Source organism: Pseudomonas poae (assembly GCF_001439785.1).
Lineage (GTDB): Bacteria > Pseudomonadota > Gammaproteobacteria > Pseudomonadales > Pseudomonadaceae > Aquipseudomonas > Aquipseudomonas poae.
This window is the reverse complement of record NZ_JYLI01000012.1, coordinates 189,785-207,542: the sequence shown is the minus strand read 5'-3', so window position 1 is coordinate 207,542 and position 17,758 is coordinate 189,785. Positions and strand designations below refer to the sequence as shown.

Here is a 17,758-nt window from a genome sequence, read left to right as displayed (position 1 = left end):
GAGCACGAGGTCGGCAGCCTCGCGTTTGAATTCAGGAGTAAAGGAGCGGCGTTGTTTGGTCATCTGACACCTCGATCTGGCGAGCATTCTCGCCTAAATGGGTGTCCGGTTTCATTAGACCACTACATACACCCACTTGCTGTAGCTGTACTTATGTTCTGGGAGCGGCTTGAGGGCTGGATAGTCAAGCTCAAGGAAGCGGCTGGTTCGGCTCTTAGGGTACGTTCGAGTGATTCGACTGTTTAGCTCATCAACCCAGTAGCTGATTTTCTCGTTGAGCTCTTCTAAGGAAAAAAAGGTGCTCGCTCTCAGCCTTGCGAGAACGAATCTTTGTACCAGTTGAACAGCAATCTCACCTAGCGACTTGTCTTGCGGTTTACGCGGTCTGGCGGGGTAAATTTGAAATCCGTAGTGCTCAGAAAACTCGGCGTAGGCACGATTTAGGGTCACCACATCTCTCGTGTTTTTCGTCACTGCTGACTTCAAATTATCAGGCACAACGAACCGTGGAACCCCGTCGAAGAACTCCAGGGCCAGAATGTTGCATCTGAGCCAGTCTGGGATCGTTTGACTTCTCACGGCGGTGGCAAAAATGTATCCCGAGGCACCTAGCGTTGCCACGAACACCTGAGCTTGGCTGATTGCTCCAGTATCCGGGTTGGTCACAGGCATTGTCCTGCCACAAAAGTCCACGAAGCACTTGTCTCCGGGGAGGTGAGTCTGTCGCATGCTCAGCTTTTGCCTATTGACCCATTCACGATAAATCCGTGTGAACTGAGCATAAGACACGCCTTCTGGCTCGCTTGTACGAAACTCTTGCCATAGGAGTTCCAAGGTGATGTCAGGAAGTTTTAGCTGTTCATGGATGGCAGGCCATGACGGGTAAGCCTTCCTTTGAGATGAGACTTTTGGCTGGGTATGCAGACGCTCCGCCAGCGCTTTGTCGTCAAGGTGCTTCAGTTCTTCCCAGCTTTGTCCACACTGTGCCAACTGATCCCGAATGGTGCGAACAGTGTTATGGGACACTTTGGCTAATAGGCCAATAGCCCTATTCGACAGCTTGGGGTCGCTCGTAAGGCGTAGCACCTCGCGCTGCGTACTTATTGGCAGCCTCATATGTTCTCCTCGCGACAGGTGTGTGAACACCTCACAGGTCGCGCCGTGTGAAAATTGCAGACAAACGGAATGTGATCGACTTGACGCCGAACGCGAGGGAACACAGAATGACGGCGCGTAGGGCTGAAACCTAACACCATCAAAAAAGCCTAGGGCTCCACCCCTGGGCTTTTTTGTGCTCCAAATCCACCGGCTAGCTCCTATCCTGATCTCATTGTGATACTCCTCATATGCTTAGTTCATACGGCCTGCTGCCGTGCGCAGCGCTGCGTAGCAATCCACCAAGCGACCTCTTTGGACAGAGCAAAGAACCCCCGACGATTAGGCACTTCAAATAGCGGCACCTCAATTGTCCCTCGCTGTTTAGCTTTACGAAACGCGTCGTACGATGTGTAACCCAACTCTCTCCACAGCGCGCTGCCACCCACCATCAGGCCATATCGCTGTTTGAGGTCGAGCTCTAATTCGAATGACAGAAATTGGATTTCAAGGGGCTCGCGCATCGCACTTAATGTCCGGTTTGGTCACAGTTGATAGTAATAAACCGCCCCCTTGCGCTCCAGCCGTAAGACTTCTACATTTTTTACGGTACAAAGATCGTTCGGGGATTTTTAAGTGTCTGATTTTAAGAGAATTGCAAACATTTATTCGGAGTTCGCAGGCAGCTTGCGCGAACAAATTCCGGAAAATAGCCGCCCCCGAAGCAACACAGTGGAAATGCTCGCAGTGGGCTACTGGTTCGAAGGACTGAGGCAGCGGACAGGCCTCAAAACTGCCTATGCCCTTGAGCTGTATTTCGAAAAAGAGTCATTTCGAAGAAATACGAATGGCACGATCCGGCATTACCGAAGCAAGTGGTCTAGGTACGAACAGAAAATGATCTCCCCCAAGGCCAAGACCTTGAGTAGGGTGGAACTGCTAGCACCTGGATCGTCCCGCGACCTGAATCATCCCATATGGACTTTGATGAAGCTGATCTCCCGGCAACAGAAAATCAGCTTCGACAGCTACTTCCGTGCGTTAAATACCGATGTCCAACTGGTGCTTTATCGCAGCACCAGCAACATGATTTGGGACAGTGTTCAGCGCGAACCAATCACTCAAGTTCTACTCGAAAAACTCGAACGCAGGGCAAGCTTGGATGCCCTCGCTGCGTTGATCGCGATAGTGGTCGAAGCAGATCTCCTAGGTCGAAAAACCGTTGCTATCAAGGCAGCAGGCACCTTGCACAAAGTACTTCTGATGCTGGCAATGGAGCTTCAAGCGCGCGGTGTTGCCGTTGGCCTAATCGATTGGCTCGTGTTCAACGTCCTACCCCTTGGAGTGCCTGCCCATCTGCATATCTGGATGAGCAGCGCTGACTACATCCACGCGTCGGCGCATTTGAACACCATGGTTTACCAGCATCCGGAAAGGCGCGGAAAAGCCCTACCTTGGAAGCTTCGTAATAAGCTGATGTGCAAGCTGCTTGCCGGGGACATGGGAATTGACGTTTTGCACGCAATGCGCCCTCAGTTCGAGTTGCGGACGGACATAGGGGAAATTGCGGCCGAGCTGGTCGAGGAGTTTAAGAAGACGTCGGCACTGAGAACTTGGGGATGGATGTGCATCATCGATGGCGCGCCACAGACAGTGCCACCAGTACCGCTGCTTTAGCCTTTCAAATGACTCGCTAGGCGAGTGGTCAAGTCCAATGCAAATGCCTGGTCACTTCCGATGCAAACGACTGGTCAAGTCGAATGCAAATGGCTGGTCAAATGGGTTGCAATTTCCCAGCCGGAGGGATGTGCTCGAATCCAAGCGGTGGCGATGGACATGAATACCGCTTTTGACCTGGAGGTTCGTCAGCACTGCCCGAAAGCGCGAGTGGTGTACGACCTCTTTCATGTGGTGGCCAAATATGGCCGAGAGGTGATTGATCGGGTCCGCGTCGATGAAGCTAATCGGCTACGTCATGACAAGCCTGCCCGAAAGGTCATCAAGCAAGCGCGATGGCTGTTGCTACGCAACCCGCAGAACCTGAAAACGCCGGAGCAACAGGTGCGTTTAAAGGACCTGCTGGCGGCCAACCAAGCATTGATGACAGTCTATCTAATGAAGGCTGAACTCAAAACGCTTTGGGCACCTAGCAGCGCCTGGGGCTGGCGATCAGCCTGGCAGCAATGGCTGCGTCATGCTCATGAAAGCGAGATACCACCTCTGATCCAGTTTGCCAAACGGCTAAAGGGTTACTGGCGGGGCATCGTCAGCCGGGTTCGCTGGCCGATGCATACGGGTCAGTTGGAAGGAATAAACAATCGAATAAAGGTCATCAAGCGGATGGCGTACGGTTACCGGGATAGCGAATTCTTTTTCATGAAGATCAAGAACGTCTTTCCCGGTAATCCGTGAAGAACCTAAAAAAAAGCCGCGTCAATGCGAGACTTCTTTAAAAGTAGATGAGAATTACTATAAATTGCACGCACCCAAACTGCCATCACGATGGCCTGCAGGGTTGTCATTTTGCCGCCACGAAACAGTCGGGAGTCAGGTTGGAAAACTACTATCGCGAGCTGGTGTGTTTCCTCAACGCCAGGGTGGGCAACCGTCAGGTGGCCGAAGATGTGGTGCATGACGCGTACGTGCGGGTGCTGGAGCGCACCAGCGACACACCCATCGACCAGCCCCGCGCCTTTTTGTATCGCACCGCGCTGAACCTGGTGATCGACGGCCACCGGCGCAACGCCCTGCGCCAGGTCGAGCCATTGGAGGTGCTCGACAGCGAGGAGCGTTTCGCCAGCGGCTCGCCCCATGCCAGCCACGATCAGGCCCAGCGCCTGGACATGCTCGAACGCGCCCTGGCCGAGCTGCCGAGCGCGTGCCGCGACAGCTTCCTGCTGCGCAAGCTCGACGGTTTGTCGCACCTGCAGATCGCCGAGCGCCTGTGCATTTCCCGCGCGCTGGTGGAAAAACACATCGTCAACGCCATGAAGCACTGCCGCGTGCGCATGCGCGAGTGGGAAGCGCACTGATCAGCTGTTAGTTAAATTTTATTTCACTGTCCTCGTTTCCTATCAACACACGGCCTGTTGTTCAGGCCTTGAAGGTATTCCCGCCCCATCCGCCAAGGGGCTTATCCAGAGGACACTGGAATGACACAGGCAATTGCTTCGCCCGCGGTTCACGACCTGATCGGTATCGGTTTCGGCCCTTCGAACCTGGCGCTGGCCATCGCCCTGCAGGAGCGTGAAAAAGCCCAGGGCAAACTGGACGTGCTGTTTCTCGACAAGCAGGCCGACTACCGCTGGCACGGCAATACCCTGGTGACCCAGAGCGAACTGCAGATCTCCTTCCTCAAAGACCTGGTCACCCTGCGCAACCCCACCAGTCCTTATTCCTTTGTCAATTACCTCAAGGCCCACGACCGTCTGGTGGACTTCATCAACCTGGGCACCTTCTATCCGTGCCGCATGGAGTACAACGACTACCTGCGCTGGGTGGCGGGGCAGTTCCAGGCCCAGGCCAACTACGGCGAGGAAGTCCTGGCCATCGAACCGATCCTGCATCAGCAACAGGTCGAGGCGCTGCGCGTGATCTCCCGCGATACACAAGGCGAGCAGCACGTGCGCACCACCCGTTCGGTGGTGGTCAGTGCCGGCGGCACCCCCCGGGTGCCCGACGCGTTCAAGGCGCTCAAGGGTGATGGCCGCGTTTTCCACCATTCCCAATACCTGACGCGCATGGCTCAGCAGCCTTGTGTCGAGGGCAAGCCCATGCGCATCGCGGTGATCGGCGGCGGCCAGAGCGCGGCCGAAGCCTTCATCGACCTCAACGACAGCTTCCCCTCGGTACAGGTGGACATGATCCTGCGCGGGTCGGCGCTCAAGCCGGCCGATGACAGCCCGTTCGTCAACGAAGTGTTCTCGCCGGCCTTTACCGACCTGGTGTTCCAGCAGGTCGGTGCCGAGCGTGAGCGGCTGGTGGCCGAGTACCAGAACACCAACTATTCGGTGGTGGACCTGGACCTGATCGAGCGCATCTACGGCATCTTCTATCGCCAGAAAGTCTCGGGCATCGCGCGCCAGGCATTTCGCACCATGACCGTGGTCGAAAAAGCCAGTGCCGGCCCGTTGGGCATCGAACTGGTCCTGCGCGATAACGCCACCGGTGAAACCAGCGTCGGCCACTACGACGCAGTGATTCTCGCCACCGGCTACGAGCGCCAGATGCACCGCGAGCTGCTGGCGCCGCTGCACGCCTACATGGGCGATTTCGAAGTGGCGCGCGACTACCGCATCGTCACCGACGAGCGCTGCAAGGCGGGCATCTACATCCAGGGGTTCAGCCAGGCCAGCCATGGCTTGAGCGACACCTTGCTGTCAGTGCTGCCGATCCGGGCCGATGAGATTGCCGCCTCCTTGTATGAAAATGATCGTCATCGTGGTCAAGGCCGCTCGGTGCAGGACCTGCTGCTGGCCACCGCCAGTTGATCTCCCTTTGCAGGAGCGAGCATCCTCGCTCCTACAGACGGTACTTGTGACACCGCCGGGCCGCTGATACTGTACAAAAAACCAGTATCGGTAGTCTTCCATGCAGTTGATCGAAAAACTCAGCATCCTCGCCGACGCCGCCAAGTACGACGCCTCCTGCGCCAGCAGCGGCGCGCCCAAGCGCAGTTCGGAAGGCAAGACGGGGCTGGGCTCCACCAATGGCATGGGCATTTGCCACAGCTATACGCCCGACGGCCGGTGCGTGTCGCTGCTCAAGGTACTGCTCACCAACTTCTGCCTTTACGACTGCCAATACTGCGTCAACCGCCGCTCCAGCGATGTGCCCCGCGCGCGGTTCAGCCCGGAAGAGGTGGTCACCCTGACCCTGGATTTCTACCGGCGCAATTGCGTCAGCGGGCTGTTTCTCAGTTCCGGCATCATCCGCTCGTCGGACTACACCATGGAGCAACTGGTACGGGTGGCCAAGCTGTTGCGCGAAGAACACGACTTTCGCGGCTACATCCACCTCAAAACCATCCCCGATGCCGACCCGGCACTGATCGCCGAGGCCGGGCGTTATGCCGATCGCCTCAGCGTGAACATCGAGCTGCCTACCGAGGCCAGCCTGCTGACGTTGGCGCCGGAGAAGCAGATCGTGTCCATCAAGCAGGCCATGCAGACCATCTACACCGGCGAGCAAACCGTGCGCAACGAACCGCGCGCACCACGTTTTGCACCGGCCGGGCAGAGTACACAGATGATCGTCGGCGCCGATGACACCGATGACAGTACCATTCTCCACGGAGCCGAAGCGCTCTACGGTAATTTCAAGCTGCGCCGCGTGTATTACTCGGCGTTCAGCCCCATTCCCAACAGTCCGAAAAGCGTGCCCCTGGCCGCACCGCCGCTGATGCGCGAGCACCGTCTGTACCAGGCGGATTTCCTGTTGCGCAGCTACGGCTTCAGCGCCGGCGAACTGCTTGCAGGCCCCGGCGACCTGGCGTTGGATATCGACCCCAAACTGGCTTGGGCCCTTGAGCATCGCGAGGTCTTCCCCCTGGACCTCAACCGCGCCGAGCCAACCCTGATCGCGCGCATCCCGGGCATTGGCCTGCGCACCACTCAGCGGCTGGTCGACCTGCGCCGCGAACGCAAGATCCGCTTTGAAGACCTGGCGCGCATGCGCTGCGTGCTGGCCAAGGCCAAGCCGTTCTTCATCACCAGCGACTACCACCCGCAACAGGCCGACAGCACCAGCGTGCTGCTGCGCGAGCAATTGCGTGACCGCCCCGCGCCGCAGCAAATGGGCTTGTGGGGATGATCAGCCTGGAATGCGACAACCTGTTCAGCACCTGGCGCGAGCAGGCGCGCTGGCTGCTCAGCCATCAGGTTGACCCGAGCCAGGTGAGCTGGGGTGCGACGGAAGTTGCCGACCTGTTCGCCACCGACCAGGCCATTCCCGACACGCCGGGGCCATTCCAGGCGCGGATTCCCAAGGCGCTGATCGACCTGCTGGCGTCTGCCGCGTGTTATCACGGCGACCAACGCTGGAGCCTGCTGTACGAGGTGTTGTGGCGGGTCAGCCATGGCGATCGCACCGCGATGCTCGCCGGCGACAAGCTGGGCAGCGAGTTGCAGCGGCGCATCAAGCAGGTGAGCCGCGAGGCGCACCATTTGCACGCGTTCGTACGCTTTATCGCGCTGCCGCCCGAGGCCGGCCCGCAGTTGCCGGAATACGTGGCCTGGCACGAACCGGCCCATGACATCTTGCACTCGGCCAGCCAGCACTTTATCGGGCGCATGGGGCGTCATCGCTGGATGATCGCCACGCCGCTGGATGGGGTGTATTACGACGGCGAGCAGTTGATTCATCAGCGCCGGTGCCCCGAAGCGTGGCAACAACTGGCGCAGAATGTCGAAGACCCCCACAGCGCAATGTGGTTGACCTATTACAGCCATATCTTCAACCCGGCGCGGCTCAACCCCAAGGTCATGGAAGGGCACTTTCCCAGCCGGTTCTGGAAGAACCTGCCGGAGGGCAAGTTGATCCCGGGATTGATCAGCGAAGCGCGCACGGGCAAGCAGAAGGATGGTCAGGCCAGGTTGATCGGCGCCAAGCCTGGTAAGCGCATCTCAAGCGGGCAGGGTTAAAACCTGTGGGAGGCGCAGCAAGCCGGAACGTCTGTGGCGAGCGCGCTTGTTGTGGCGAGCGGGCTTGCCCCGCGTTGGGGAGCGAAGCGCCCCCAATCAGCAAAATGCGGTGTACCTGATACGGCTCAGCGCGTGGTTTTGGGGCTGCTGTGCAGCCCAACGCAGGACAAGCCTGCTCGCCACAGGGAATCTGCACTTAACTGAACGGCATTAGGGCAAGCCCGCTCCCACATTGGTATTGTGGCGTTTGCTCAATCGCCGTTAGCCAGGAGGAATCATGTCTACCGCTGTTCGCCTCGCCCAAACCGCCGATGCCGAGGGCATCAGCCAGGTCATCCTGGCGGCCTTGCACAGCAGCAATGCGCGGGATTACCCGGCCGATGTGATTGCTCGCGTGGCAAGCAACTTCAGCCCCGAGGCGGTGCTTGCGCTGCTCACTCGCCGCGTTGTGCTGGTGGCCGCCCAGGGTCAGACAATCGTCGCCACGGCGGCCCTCGATGGCAATGTGGTGCGCTCGGTGTTCGTCAACCCGGCGCTGCAAGGGCAGGGCATTGGCCGTTTGCTGATGATCGAGATTGAACTGCGCGCCCGGGAGGCCGGCGTAACGGTATTGAGCGTGCCGTCCTCGCTGACGGCCGAGCCGTTCTATACCCGGCTGGGGTTTCATACGGTACGCACTGTTTACCACGGCAACGAACGCACGCTGGTGATGGAAAAGGCGCTGTCGTCGCGCCACCCCATCGGGCCGTATCGCGACCGTCAGCATCGTGCACAGGTGGCGGCGTTGTGGCGGGAAGCCTTTGGCTACGACACCGCGCATAACCTGCCGACCCTGGCCATCGATAAAAAGCTGGCGGTCAACGACGGTTTGTTTTTCGTGGCGACGGATAAAAAAACCGTGATCGGCACGATTCTCGCCGGGTATGACGGTCATCGCGGCTGGTTGTATTCGGTGGCGGTACACGTGGACTATCGTCGGCACGGCCTGGGCTCTTCACTGGTACGCCATGCGGAACAGGCACTGACCGCGCTGGGTTGCATGAAGATCAACCTGCAGATCACCGGCGGCAACGAGGCCGTGGTGGGGTTCTATGAGGCGCTGGGGTATGGCGTGGAGCCGAGGACCAGCATGGGCAAGAAGATTAGCGAGAATATCCCGCCGTCAGCCTGAGAGCGCTGCAAGCAAATGTGGGAGGGCGCGAGCCCCCTCCCACAGTGTTTACGGTGTTGCTGGCCTAGACCTTGACGATCCAGCCCGCCGGCGCTTCAACGTCGCCGGTCTGCACGCCGGTCAGCTCTTTGTAGAGCTGCTGGGTGATCGGGCCCACTTCGGTTTCGCTGTGGAACACATGCATCTTGCCGTTGTACTGGATGCCGCCAATCGGCGAAATCACGGCAGCGGTGCCGCAGGCGCCGGCTTCCTTGAACTGGTCCAGCTTGTCGATGAACACGTCGCCCTCGACCACGGTAAGACCCAGGCGGGTCTGGGCCAGTTCGATCAGCGACAGGCGGGTAATGCCCGGCAGCACCGAAGGCGACTTCGGCGTGATGAACTGGTGGTCGTGGGTGATCCCGAAGAAGTTGGCCGAACCGACTTCCTCGATTTTCGAGTGGGTCATCGGGTCCAGGTAGATCGCATCGGCGAAACCGGACTTCCTGGCTTCGGAGCCCGGCATCAGGCTGGCCGCGTAGTTGCCTCCGACCTTGGCCGCACCGGTGCCTTGTGGCGCGGCGCGGTCAAAAGTGGAGATCTGGAAGTTGTGGGGCACCAGGCCGCCCTTGAAATAGGCGCCAACCGGGATGGCGAATACCGAGAAGATGAACTCGGGCGCCGTGCGCACGCCGATGTTTTCACCGGTGCCGATCACGAACGGGCGCAGGTACAGCGCGCCGCCGCTGCCGTACGGCGGGATGAACCGCTCGTTGGCCTTGACCACTTGTTTGCAGGCGTCGATGAAGTCTTCGGTGGACACATGCGGCATCAGCAGACGGGCGCAGCTGCGCTGCATGCGCGCGGCGTTCTGATCCGGGCGGAACAGGTTGATCGAACCGTCCTTGCAGCGATAGGCCTTCAGCCCTTCAAAGCACTGTTGGCCATAGTGCAAGGCCGTGGAGCCTTCACTGATGTGCAGCACGTTGTCATCGGTCAGGGTGCCTTCCTGCCATTCGCCGTTTTTCCAGACCTGGAGAAAACGTTTGTCGGTCTTGATGTAGTCAAAACCCAGCTTGTCCCAATTGATGCTTTCGTTACCCATGACACCCTCTATTTCTGGTCAAGTCGGTTTTTTCTGGATGGTGGCAACAATACTGCATTCTTGGCCGGTGTGGGAGCCACAGGGTGGACAGCTTCAGACTCTGTATCGACTGATTCACCGCCATCACAGGCAAGCCCCACCCCGGTTTTACAGGTGCAACGCGTGCCCCAACGCCCTTAACGCCGCTTCCTGCACCGCTTCGCCGAGGGTAGGATGCGCGTGGATGGTGCCCGCCACATCTTCCAGGCGCGCGCCCATCTCCAGGCTCAGGCCAAACGCGGTGGACAGCTCCGACACCCCGACCCCCACGGCCTGCCAGCCGACAATCAGGTGATTGTCACGCCGCGCCACCACCCGCACGAAGCCGCTTTTGGACGCCAGCGTCATTGCCCGCCCGTTGGCCGCGAACGGGAAGCTCGCCACGATGCAATCCAGGCCTGCCGCCATGGCCTGCTCCGGGGTCTTGCCGACCACCACCAGCTCCGGGTCGGTGAAGCACACCGCCGGGATCGCAGCGGGGTTGAATTCGCGGGCCTTGCCGCTGATCAGTTCGGCGACCATTTCGCCTTGGGCCATGGCGCGGTGCGCCAGCATCGGCTCGCCGCTCAGATCGCCGATGGCGTACACATTGCGCATGCTGGTCTGGCAGCGGCTGTCGATTTTGATCGCCGCGCCGTTCATGTCCAGGTTCAGCGCTTCGAGGTTCCAGCCCCGGGTGTTGGGTGTGCGACCCACGGCCACCAGCACCTGATCGGTTTCCAGGGACAAGGTATCGCCATTGGGATCACGCACCTGCAATTTATCGTCGGCAAAACCGATCACGCTGTGCTTGAGGTACAGCTTCACCCCCAACTGCTTGAGGGATTCGTTTACCGGTTGAGTCAATTCGGCATCATAGGCCGGCAGGATGCGATCCTGCGCTTCGACCACGCTGACGTCGGCGCCGAGCTTGCGGTACGCGATGCCCAGCTCCAGGCCGATATAACCGCCACCCACCACAATCAGGCGCTTTGGCACTTGCGTTGGAGACAGCGCTTCGGTGGACGAGATGATCGGCCCACCCATCGGCAGCATCGGCAGGTTGACGCTTTTCGAACCGGTGGCCAGCAGCAGGTGCTCGCACTGAATGCGCTGGTCGCCGACCTCGACGGTCTTGCCGTCCACCACCCTGGCCCAGCCGTGGATCACCTGCACCTTGTGCTTCTTCAGCAGCGCGGCGACGCCAGTGGTCAGACGGTCGACGATGGCGTCTTTCCATTCCACGCTTTTCTGAATGTTCAGGGTTGGCGCGGCCACTTCGATGCCCAGCGCCGCCCCCTGGCTGTGATGCTCGGTGTGCTGAAACTGCTCGGCCACATGGATCAGTGCCTTGGACGGAATGCAACCAATGTTCAGGCAGGTGCCGCCCAGGGCCTGGCCTTCCACCAGGAGGGTCGGGATGCCCAGCTGGCCGGCGCGAATGGCCGCCACATAGCCGCCGGGGCCGCCGCCGATAATCAGCAGCGTGGTGTGTAATGTCTGGGTCATGCCCTTACTCCAGAAACAGGCTGGCGGGTTGTTCGAGCAGGCCGCGAATGGCCTGGATGAATTGCGCCGCGTCCATGCCATCGACCACGCGGTGATCGAAGGAGCTGGAGAGGTTCATCATCTTGCGCACCACGATCTGGCCCTTGATCACCATCGGACGTTCAACGATGCGGTTGACGCCGACGATGGCCACTTCCGGCAGGTTCAACACCGGCGTGCTGACGATGCCCCCCAACGCGCCGAGGCTGGTCAGGGTGATGGTCGAGCCGGACAGCTCCTCGCGGCTGGCCTTGCCGTTGCGCGCCGCGGCGGCCAATCGCGCGATTTCCTCGGCATTGCCCCACAGGCTGCGTGCCTCGGCGTGACGCACCACCGGCACCATCAGGCCGACATCGCTCTGGGTGGCAACGCCCACATGCACTGCGCCCAGACGTGTAATGACCTGAGCTTCGTCGTCGTACCGCGCATTGATCTGCGGAAACGCTCGCAGCGCAACGACCATGGCCCGCACGATAAACGGCAGCAGCGTCAGCTTGCCGCGTGTGGTGCCGTGCTTCTCGTTAAGGTGCACGCGCAGCTCGTCCAGCGCCGTCACGTCGATCTCTTCCACATAGCTGAAATGCGCGGCGCGCCGGGTGGCGTCCTGCATGCGCTGAGCGATCTTGCGGCGCATGCCGATTACCGGGATCTGTTCTTCATCGCGGCGCTCCGCGTAAGGGTTCGACGCCATGGAAGCCGTCGCTGAACCCTGTTGCAGATAGGCGTCGAGGTCTTCATGCAGGATTCGCCCGGCCGGGCCGGACCCCTGCACCAGACGCAATTGAATGCCGGCATCCAGCGCATGCTTGCGCACGGCGGGAGAGGCCAGCGGGCGCTCGTCGCCTTCACGGGCCACCGGGGCGGCAGCGGGTTTCGCTGCAGCCACCGGCCGTGCTGGTTTGGCGGCCTCCACCGGCGCGGCCTTCACGGGCTCGCTTGCAACCACCGCCGGCGCCTCCTTGGCATTGCCCGCGCCTTCCACTTCAATGCTGATCAGCACACTGCCCACGGCCATCACTTCACCCGGCTCGCCGCCGAGGGCGATCACCTTGCCATGTACCGGCGAGGGAATGTCCACCATCGCCTTGTCGGTCATCACGTCCGCCAGCACCTGGTCTTCGACGACCATGTCGCCAACCTTCACATGCCACACCGACAACTCAACTTCCGCGATGCCTTCGCCAATGTCCGGCATCTTGATAACGTGCGTGCCCATTCAGACCTCCATGACCCGTTTCAACGCCGCGCCCACGCGGGACGGCCCTGGGAAATACGCCCACTCCTGCGCGTGCGGGTAGGGCGTGTCCCAACCGGTCACGCGTTCGATCGGCGCTTCCAGGTGGTGGAAGCAGTGCTCCTGCACCAGCGCCACCAGCTCGGCGCCAAAGCCGCAGGTGCGCGTGGCTTCATGCACCACCACACAACGACCGGTCTTTTTCACCGATTTGACGATGGTCTCCAGGTCCAGCGGCCACAGGCTGCGCAGGTCGATGACTTCAGCGTCGATGCCGGTTTCGTCGGCGGCGACCTGCGACACATACACCGTGGTGCCATAAGTCAGCACGGTCACGGCCGACCCCGGACGCACGATGGCGGCCACGTCCAGGGGCACGGTGTAGTAGCCGTCCGGCACCTGGGCTTGCGGATGCTTCGACCACGGGGTCACCGGGCGGTCGTGATGGCCATCGAACGGGCCGTTGTACAGGCGCTTGGGCTCAAGGAAGATCACCGGGTCATCGTTTTCGATGGATGCGATCAACAGGCCCTTGGCGTCATACGGGTTGGACGGCATCACCGTGCGCAGCCCGCACACCTGCGTGAACACCGCTTCGATACTCTGGCTGTGGGTCTGGCCACCATAGATGCCGCCGCCGCAGGGCATGCGCATGGTCAGCGGCGCAGTGAACTGGCCGGCTGAGCGGTAACGCAGACGCGCGGCTTCGGAGATGATCTGGTCGGTGGCGGGGTAGACGTAGTCGGCGAACTGGATTTCGGCGACCGGACGCAGGCCGTACGCGCCCATGCCCACGGCCACGCCGACGATGCCGCTTTCGGAGATCGGCGCGTCGAACACCCGCGAGCTGCCGTACTTGGTCTGCAAGCCCTCGGTGCAGCGGAACACGCCGCCGAAATAGCCAACGTCCTGGCCGAACACCACCACGTTGTCGTCGCGCTCAAGCATCACGTCCATCGCCGAGCGTAGCGCCTGGATCATGGTCATGGTGGTGGTGGTCATGGCGGTGTCCAGTTCGATGCTGTTGTTGTGATCGTTCATGTCAGATCCCCAGCTCCTGACGCTGGCGCTTCAAGTGCTCCGGCATCTCTTTGTAGACGTCTTCGAACATGGTCGCGGCGCTTGGAATCTGGCCGCCGGCGAGGGTGCCGTACTGTTCGGCCTGTTTTTGCGCGGCGATCACCTCGGCTTCAAGTTCGGCGCTGACCGCCGCGTGCTCCTCTTCAGACCACTGGCCGATCCTGATCAGGTGCTGCTTGAGGCGGGCGATCGGGTCGCCGAGGGGAAAGTGGCTCCAGTCGTCGGCGGGGCGATATTTGGACGGGTCATCGGAGGTGGAGTGCGGGCCGGCGCGGTAGGTGACCCATTCGATCAGGGTCGGTCCCAGGTTACGGCGCGCACGCTCGGCCGCCCAGGCGGAGGCGGCATACACCGCGATAAAGTCGTTGCCGTCCACGCGCAGCGATGCAATGCCGCAACCCACACCGCGTCCGGCGAAGGTGGTGGCTTCACCACCGGCGATGGCCTGGAAGGTGGAGATGGCCCACTGGTTATTGACCACATTGAGGATCACCGGCGCGCGGTACACGTGAGCGAAGGTGAGGGCGGTATGGAAGTCCGATTCGGCGGTGGCGCCGTCGCCGATCCAGGCCGAGGCGATCTTGGTATCGCCCTTGATCGCCGAAGCCATGCCCCAGCCCACACCCTGTACGAACTGGGTGGCAAGGTTGCCGGAAATGGTGAAGAAACCTGCGTCTTTCACCGAATACATGATCGGCAACTGGCGGCCCTTGAGCGGATCGCGCTCGTTGGACAGCAATTGGCAGATCAGGTCCACCAAGGGTACGTCGCGGGCCATCAGGATGCTTTGCTGGCGGTAGGTGGGGAAGCACATGTCGTCGATGTTCAAGGCCAGGGCCTGGGCGCTGCCGATGGCTTCTTCGCCAAGGCTCTGCATGTAGAACGACATTTTTTTCTGACGCTGAGCGACCACCATGCGGTTATCGAAGATGCGCGTCTTTAGCATGGCGCGCATGCCTAGGCGCTTGACCTCGACAGGGACCTCTTCGGCCCACGGCCCGAGGGCCTGGCCCTGGTCGTCGAGTACGCGGATAAGGCCCTTGGCCAGGTCGGCGGTGTCGGCGGGTTCTACGTCGATGGCGGGTTTGCGCACCGTGCCGGCGTCGGTCAGGCGCAGGTAGGTGAAGTCGGTCTTGCAGCCTGGTCGTCCCGAGGGTTCGGGAACGTGCAGGCGCAGCGGTGCATACGGCTGGTTCATGGCTTTCTACGCTCGATCTTGTGAATTTCTTGTAGTGGGCGCGCTAGCTGACGGTCAGTCCTCGGGTAGAGGAAATCCTGTCCTACAACAATCATAGGCGGGGCGTAGAAGAATATTTATCTGTGTTTCGTTGCGCTGCCGATCATTTGCGGATAAAAAAACTGCATAAACATAATAAACAGGTGATTTTGTCTCATGCGCAAACTGGACCGTACAGATATCGGCATTCTCAACGCGCTGCAGGAGAACGCCCGCATCACCAACGCCGACCTCGCCCGCTCGGTCAACCTGTCACCCACGCCGTGCTTCAATCGCGTGAAGGCCATGGAAGAGCAGGGGTTGATTCGCGAGCAGGTGACGCTGCTGGATGCCGACCTGCTGGGGCTGCATGTGAATGTGTTCATTCATGTGAGCCTGGAGAAACAGAACGAGCTGGCGTTGCAGCAGTTCGAAGGCGCGATTTCGGACCGGCCGGAAGTCATGGAATGCTACCTGATGGCCGGCGACCCGGATTACCTGATCCGCGTGCTGGTGCCAACGATTCAGGCGCTGGAGCGGTTCATGATGGATTTTCTGACCAAGGTGCCGGGGGTGGCCAATATCCGCTCCAGTTTTGCCTTGAAGCAGGTGCGCTACAAGACGGCGCTGCCGCTGCCGGCCAATGGCATCAGCCTGGGCGGCTGATCGTCATAGATATTCATAGGCGTAATCCATACCTTCAGGAATGAAGGTCTGTTCGACCGTCCAACGCTGCGGCCAGGGTGCTGGCTCGTTGTCTGGGTGAAAAGTCAAGGTTGATCCAGGCACACCTGACGGGGCGTTCTGCGCCGTGGAGAATAACGGTGTCGTTGGATTCTGCTGCCTCCATCGTTCCCATAAAAGGTCCAGGTAGCAATGGTGCAGGAAAAATACGGGATCGTTGGAGGAGGACGCCTGGCCCATATTGCCTCCGATCCAGGCATGCACGGGGTTGTGCAGGGTAGCTTCCGAGAAGTTTTCCCAACCTTGCGGTACTGACCAATACGGGGTCCGGTTCAATGCGGCCATAACGCCAGCGGGAGTGGGCAGCACACCTTCCGGGTTGGCGGCAAAATTGCGTCTGAGGCCGGTGTCGCCCTCATTCTCATCCCATACGCGTATGTCGAACCGCCCCCGCGAGCTGGCAAACGGCCCGAGGGTGACGCGCTGGTTTTGCAACGGGTCGCCATCGCCGCCCATGAAGTCGTCAGTGAACGGGTTGTCCGTTGCGCCGAGCTGCCAATTCCAATAGGGCAGGGTGATGCTGCGGTCGCCGGTGGCAGCTTGCAGCGCCAACTCAAATTGGCGGATCAGAACGCGATGCCAGGGGTAGAACAGCGCGCTGCCGTGGGGGTTTGGTATCAGCGGATTTCCGCGGCCCATGGAGTTTTTATGAATCTGTACGAAGTCGTCGTAGCGCTTCTGTCGCCCTGGTCTCAGGACGCTGTCCACGTCGTTCTTTAGAACCAGTACGGCCTCGATAAAGGCGGATTTCTGGGCCCGAGTCATATCACGGTGATTACGCCGGATGTCCATGTTTGTGAGTGCTCCACAGGATGATTGTCCGATGGAGTGTGCGGGCGCGCGGTGCCCCTATGGATGTATCTATGTAGATCGATGATCCATTTGACCTGGCACCCCTAGAGTTGATTGATGGGGATTTTCAAGTACCTCACGCCATTTTCTTCCGCCGGCGGCATATTCCCCGCTCTCACATTCACCTGGATCGCCGGCAACAACAGTATCGGCATCCCCAACCCGGCATCACGGGTGGTGCGCATCGCTACAAACGTCGCTTCATCCACGCCGTCATGCACATGGATATTGCCCGCGCGCTGCTCAGCCACGCTGGTCAGGCACTTGGCTTCGCGGCCCTCTGGCGGATAGTCGTGGCATACATACAGCTGGGTGTGCGGCGGGAACGCCAGCAGCTTGCGCATCGAGGCATACAATTGCCGCGCATCGCCGCCGGGGAAATCGCAGCGGGCGGTGCCGACGTCGGGCATGAACAGGGTGTCGCCCACCAAGATCAGGCGGTCGTCGATCAGGTAGGCCATGTCGGCCGGTGTGTGCCCCGGCACATGCAGCGCCTGGGCTTTCAGGGCGCCGATATAAAAGACTTCGTCCGGCGCAAACAGATGGTCGAACTGTGAGCCATCGGCGCGAAACTCCGGCTCTAGGTTGAACAGGTTCTTGAACACCCCCTGCACCTTGCTGATCGACTGGCCGATTGCGATCTTGCCGCCCAGGATCCGCCGCAGGTACGGCGCGGCGGAGAGGTGATCGGCATGGGCATGGGTTTCCAGCAGCCATTGCACCTGCAGGCGATGTTCACGCACGAAAGCAATGACCTTGTCGGCCTGGCGGGTCTCGGTGTGCCCGGAGGCCGGGTCGTAGTTGAGCACCGAGTCGACGATGGCACAGGGGCCGTCGTCCGCTTCATACAGGACGTAGGTGTAGGTCGACGACGCCTCGTCCAGAAAGGCTTGTATCAACGCGGGCATGGCGGCGGTCCTTGGTGGTGGATTGCGGCTTACATTCGAGATGTTTTCCACATAGGCTTGCGAGCTTAAGGGAAAAAAACGGTTCGAGGCAAAGGATCGACCTGTAACCGGGCGTGACGCCATCCGGCAGCGTCCCTGTGTGCATTGACCAAAAAAGGCAGTAGACC

Annotated in this window: 17 protein-coding genes; 8 read left to right on the top strand and 9 right to left on the bottom strand. The window is 60.3% G+C overall.

From position 1 onward, the window contains the following. Nucleotides 1-114 precede the first annotated feature (114 nt). Together istA and TU75_RS16290 are read right to left on the bottom strand one after the other, a co-directional pair. Nucleotides 115-1,116: an IS21 family transposase gene (istA, locus tag TU75_RS16295; protein ID WP_231982007.1), complete on the bottom strand. Its 1,002-nt coding sequence runs from the start codon at nt 1,114-1,116 to the stop codon at nt 115-117. A gap of 239 nt (nt 1,117-1,355) precedes the next feature. After that, nucleotides 1,356-1,619: a hypothetical protein gene (locus TU75_RS16290; protein WP_012723150.1), complete on the bottom strand. Its 264-nt coding sequence runs from the start codon at nt 1,617-1,619 to the stop codon at nt 1,356-1,358. Nucleotides 1,620-1,731: 112 nt separating this feature from the next. Here TU75_RS16290 and TU75_RS28110 point away from each other — a divergent pair, with 112 nt between their 5' ends. The 7 genes from TU75_RS28110 to TU75_RS26710 all read left to right on the top strand — a co-directional run bounded on the left by TU75_RS28110 (nt 1,732) and on the right by TU75_RS26710 (nt 8,907). Further along, nucleotides 1,732-2,772 (top strand): hypothetical protein, encoded by a 1,041-nt coding sequence (locus tag TU75_RS28110; RefSeq protein WP_012723149.1) that lies wholly within the window; start codon nt 1,732-1,734, stop codon nt 2,770-2,772. A 60-nt stretch (nt 2,773-2,832) separates the two neighbouring features. Beyond that, entirely contained in the window at nt 2,833-3,507 is a 675-nt protein-coding gene (locus TU75_RS16280; RefSeq protein WP_256097796.1) for an ISL3 family transposase, read from the top strand. 140 nt (nt 3,508-3,647) lie between these two features. Beyond that, nucleotides 3,648-4,127 (top strand): sigma-70 family RNA polymerase sigma factor, encoded by a 480-nt coding sequence (locus TU75_RS16275; protein WP_003234226.1) that lies wholly within the window; start codon nt 3,648-3,650, stop codon nt 4,125-4,127. 120 nt (nt 4,128-4,247) lie between these two features. Next, complete coding sequence (locus TU75_RS16270; protein ID WP_003234224.1) at nt 4,248-5,585, top strand: lysine N(6)-hydroxylase/L-ornithine N(5)-oxygenase family protein; 1,338 nt, start codon at nt 4,248-4,250, stop codon at nt 5,583-5,585. A 100-nt stretch (nt 5,586-5,685) separates the two neighbouring features. Next, on the top strand, nt 5,686-6,906 hold the full coding sequence (locus TU75_RS16265) for a putative DNA modification/repair radical SAM protein (RefSeq protein ID WP_003234222.1): 1,221 nt from the start codon (nt 5,686-5,688) through the stop codon (nt 6,904-6,906). Next, nucleotides 6,903-7,736: a TIGR03915 family putative DNA repair protein gene (locus tag TU75_RS16260; protein ID WP_003234220.1), complete on the top strand. Its 834-nt coding sequence runs from the start codon at nt 6,903-6,905 to the stop codon at nt 7,734-7,736. Before TU75_RS16265 ends, TU75_RS16260 begins: the two co-directional genes overlap by 4 nt. A gap of 277 nt (nt 7,737-8,013) precedes the next feature. Then, nucleotides 8,014-8,907: a GNAT family acetyltransferase gene (locus tag TU75_RS26710; RefSeq protein WP_082630434.1), complete on the top strand. Its 894-nt coding sequence runs from the start codon at nt 8,014-8,016 to the stop codon at nt 8,905-8,907. 64 nt (nt 8,908-8,971) lie between these two features. On the opposite strand, the gene TU75_RS16245 is transcribed toward TU75_RS26710, so the two are convergent. The 5 genes from TU75_RS16245 to TU75_RS16225 all read right to left on the bottom strand — a co-directional run bounded on the left by TU75_RS16245 (nt 8,972) and on the right by TU75_RS16225 (nt 15,069). Continuing rightward, on the bottom strand, nt 8,972-9,991 hold the full coding sequence (locus TU75_RS16245) for a branched-chain amino acid aminotransferase (protein ID WP_003234216.1): 1,020 nt from the start codon (nt 9,989-9,991) through the stop codon (nt 8,972-8,974). Nucleotides 9,992-10,138: 147 nt separating this feature from the next. Beyond that, nucleotides 10,139-11,518: a dihydrolipoyl dehydrogenase gene (gene lpdA, locus TU75_RS16240; RefSeq protein ID WP_060549498.1), complete on the bottom strand. Its 1,380-nt coding sequence runs from the start codon at nt 11,516-11,518 to the stop codon at nt 10,139-10,141. A gap of 4 nt (nt 11,519-11,522) precedes the next feature. Next, entirely contained in the window at nt 11,523-12,773 is a 1,251-nt protein-coding gene (locus tag TU75_RS16235; protein ID WP_060549497.1) for a dihydrolipoamide acetyltransferase family protein, read from the bottom strand. Continuing rightward, complete coding sequence (locus TU75_RS16230; RefSeq protein ID WP_003234210.1) at nt 12,774-13,832, bottom strand: alpha-ketoacid dehydrogenase subunit beta; 1,059 nt, start codon at nt 13,830-13,832, stop codon at nt 12,774-12,776. It abuts the gene before it with no gap. A 1-nt stretch (nt 13,833) separates the two neighbouring features. Continuing rightward, the gene (locus TU75_RS16225; RefSeq protein WP_003234209.1) at nt 13,834-15,069 is read right to left on the bottom strand and encodes a 3-methyl-2-oxobutanoate dehydrogenase (2-methylpropanoyl-transferring) subunit alpha; all 1,236 of its coding nucleotides are present in this window, start codon (nt 15,067-15,069) and stop codon (nt 13,834-13,836) included. 195 nt (nt 15,070-15,264) lie between these two features. Between TU75_RS16225 and bkdR the strand changes: the two genes are divergently transcribed. Beyond that, complete coding sequence (bkdR, locus tag TU75_RS16220; RefSeq protein ID WP_060549496.1) at nt 15,265-15,753, top strand: Bkd operon transcriptional regulator BkdR; 489 nt, start codon at nt 15,265-15,267, stop codon at nt 15,751-15,753. A 3-nt stretch (nt 15,754-15,756) separates the two neighbouring features. Here bkdR and TU75_RS16215 read toward each other — a convergent pair whose 3' ends face one another. Both TU75_RS16215 and TU75_RS16210 read right to left on the bottom strand, forming a co-directional pair. Further along, on the bottom strand, nt 15,757-16,623 hold the full coding sequence (locus tag TU75_RS16215; protein WP_060549495.1) for a tyrosinase family protein: 867 nt from the start codon (nt 16,621-16,623) through the stop codon (nt 15,757-15,759). A 104-nt stretch (nt 16,624-16,727) separates the two neighbouring features. Further along, nucleotides 16,728-17,591: an MBL fold metallo-hydrolase gene (locus TU75_RS16210; protein WP_060549494.1), complete on the bottom strand. Its 864-nt coding sequence runs from the start codon at nt 17,589-17,591 to the stop codon at nt 16,728-16,730. Between the last annotated feature and the right edge of the window lie 167 nt (nt 17,592-17,758).

Bases quoted from the DNA above. Each gene is read 5' to 3' on its own strand.
- istA (WP_231982007.1), bottom strand. From the start codon at position 1,116: ATGAGGCTGCCAATAAGTACGCAGCGCGAGGTGCTACGCCTTACGAGC.
- TU75_RS16210 (WP_060549494.1), bottom strand. From the start codon at position 17,591: ATGCCCGCGTTGATACAAGCCTTTCTGGACGAGGCGTCGTCGACCTAC.
- TU75_RS16235 (WP_060549497.1), bottom strand. From the start codon at position 12,773: ATGGGCACGCACGTTATCAAGATGCCGGACATTGGCGAAGGCATCGCG.
- TU75_RS16290 (WP_012723150.1), bottom strand. From the start codon at position 1,619: ATGCGCGAGCCCCTTGAAATCCAATTTCTGTCATTCGAATTAGAGCTC.
- TU75_RS16265 (WP_003234222.1), top strand. From the start codon at position 5,686: ATGCAGTTGATCGAAAAACTCAGCATCCTCGCCGACGCCGCCAAGTAC.
- TU75_RS16230 (WP_003234210.1), bottom strand. From the start codon at position 13,832: ATGAACGATCACAACAACAGCATCGAACTGGACACCGCCATGACCACC.
- TU75_RS16225 (WP_003234209.1), bottom strand. From the start codon at position 15,069: ATGAACCAGCCGTATGCACCGCTGCGCCTGCACGTTCCCGAACCCTCG.
- TU75_RS16260 (WP_003234220.1), top strand. From the start codon at position 6,903: ATGATCAGCCTGGAATGCGACAACCTGTTCAGCACCTGGCGCGAGCAG.
- bkdR (WP_060549496.1), top strand. From the start codon at position 15,265: ATGCGCAAACTGGACCGTACAGATATCGGCATTCTCAACGCGCTGCAG.
- TU75_RS16280 (WP_256097796.1), top strand. From the start codon at position 2,833: ATGCAAACGACTGGTCAAGTCGAATGCAAATGGCTGGTCAAATGGGTT.
- TU75_RS16270 (WP_003234224.1), top strand. From the start codon at position 4,248: ATGACACAGGCAATTGCTTCGCCCGCGGTTCACGACCTGATCGGTATC.
- TU75_RS16215 (WP_060549495.1), bottom strand. From the start codon at position 16,623: ATGGACATCCGGCGTAATCACCGTGATATGACTCGGGCCCAGAAATCC.
- TU75_RS16245 (WP_003234216.1), bottom strand. From the start codon at position 9,991: ATGGGTAACGAAAGCATCAATTGGGACAAGCTGGGTTTTGACTACATC.
- lpdA (WP_060549498.1), bottom strand. From the start codon at position 11,518: ATGACCCAGACATTACACACCACGCTGCTGATTATCGGCGGCGGCCCC.
- TU75_RS26710 (WP_082630434.1), top strand. From the start codon at position 8,014: ATGTCTACCGCTGTTCGCCTCGCCCAAACCGCCGATGCCGAGGGCATC.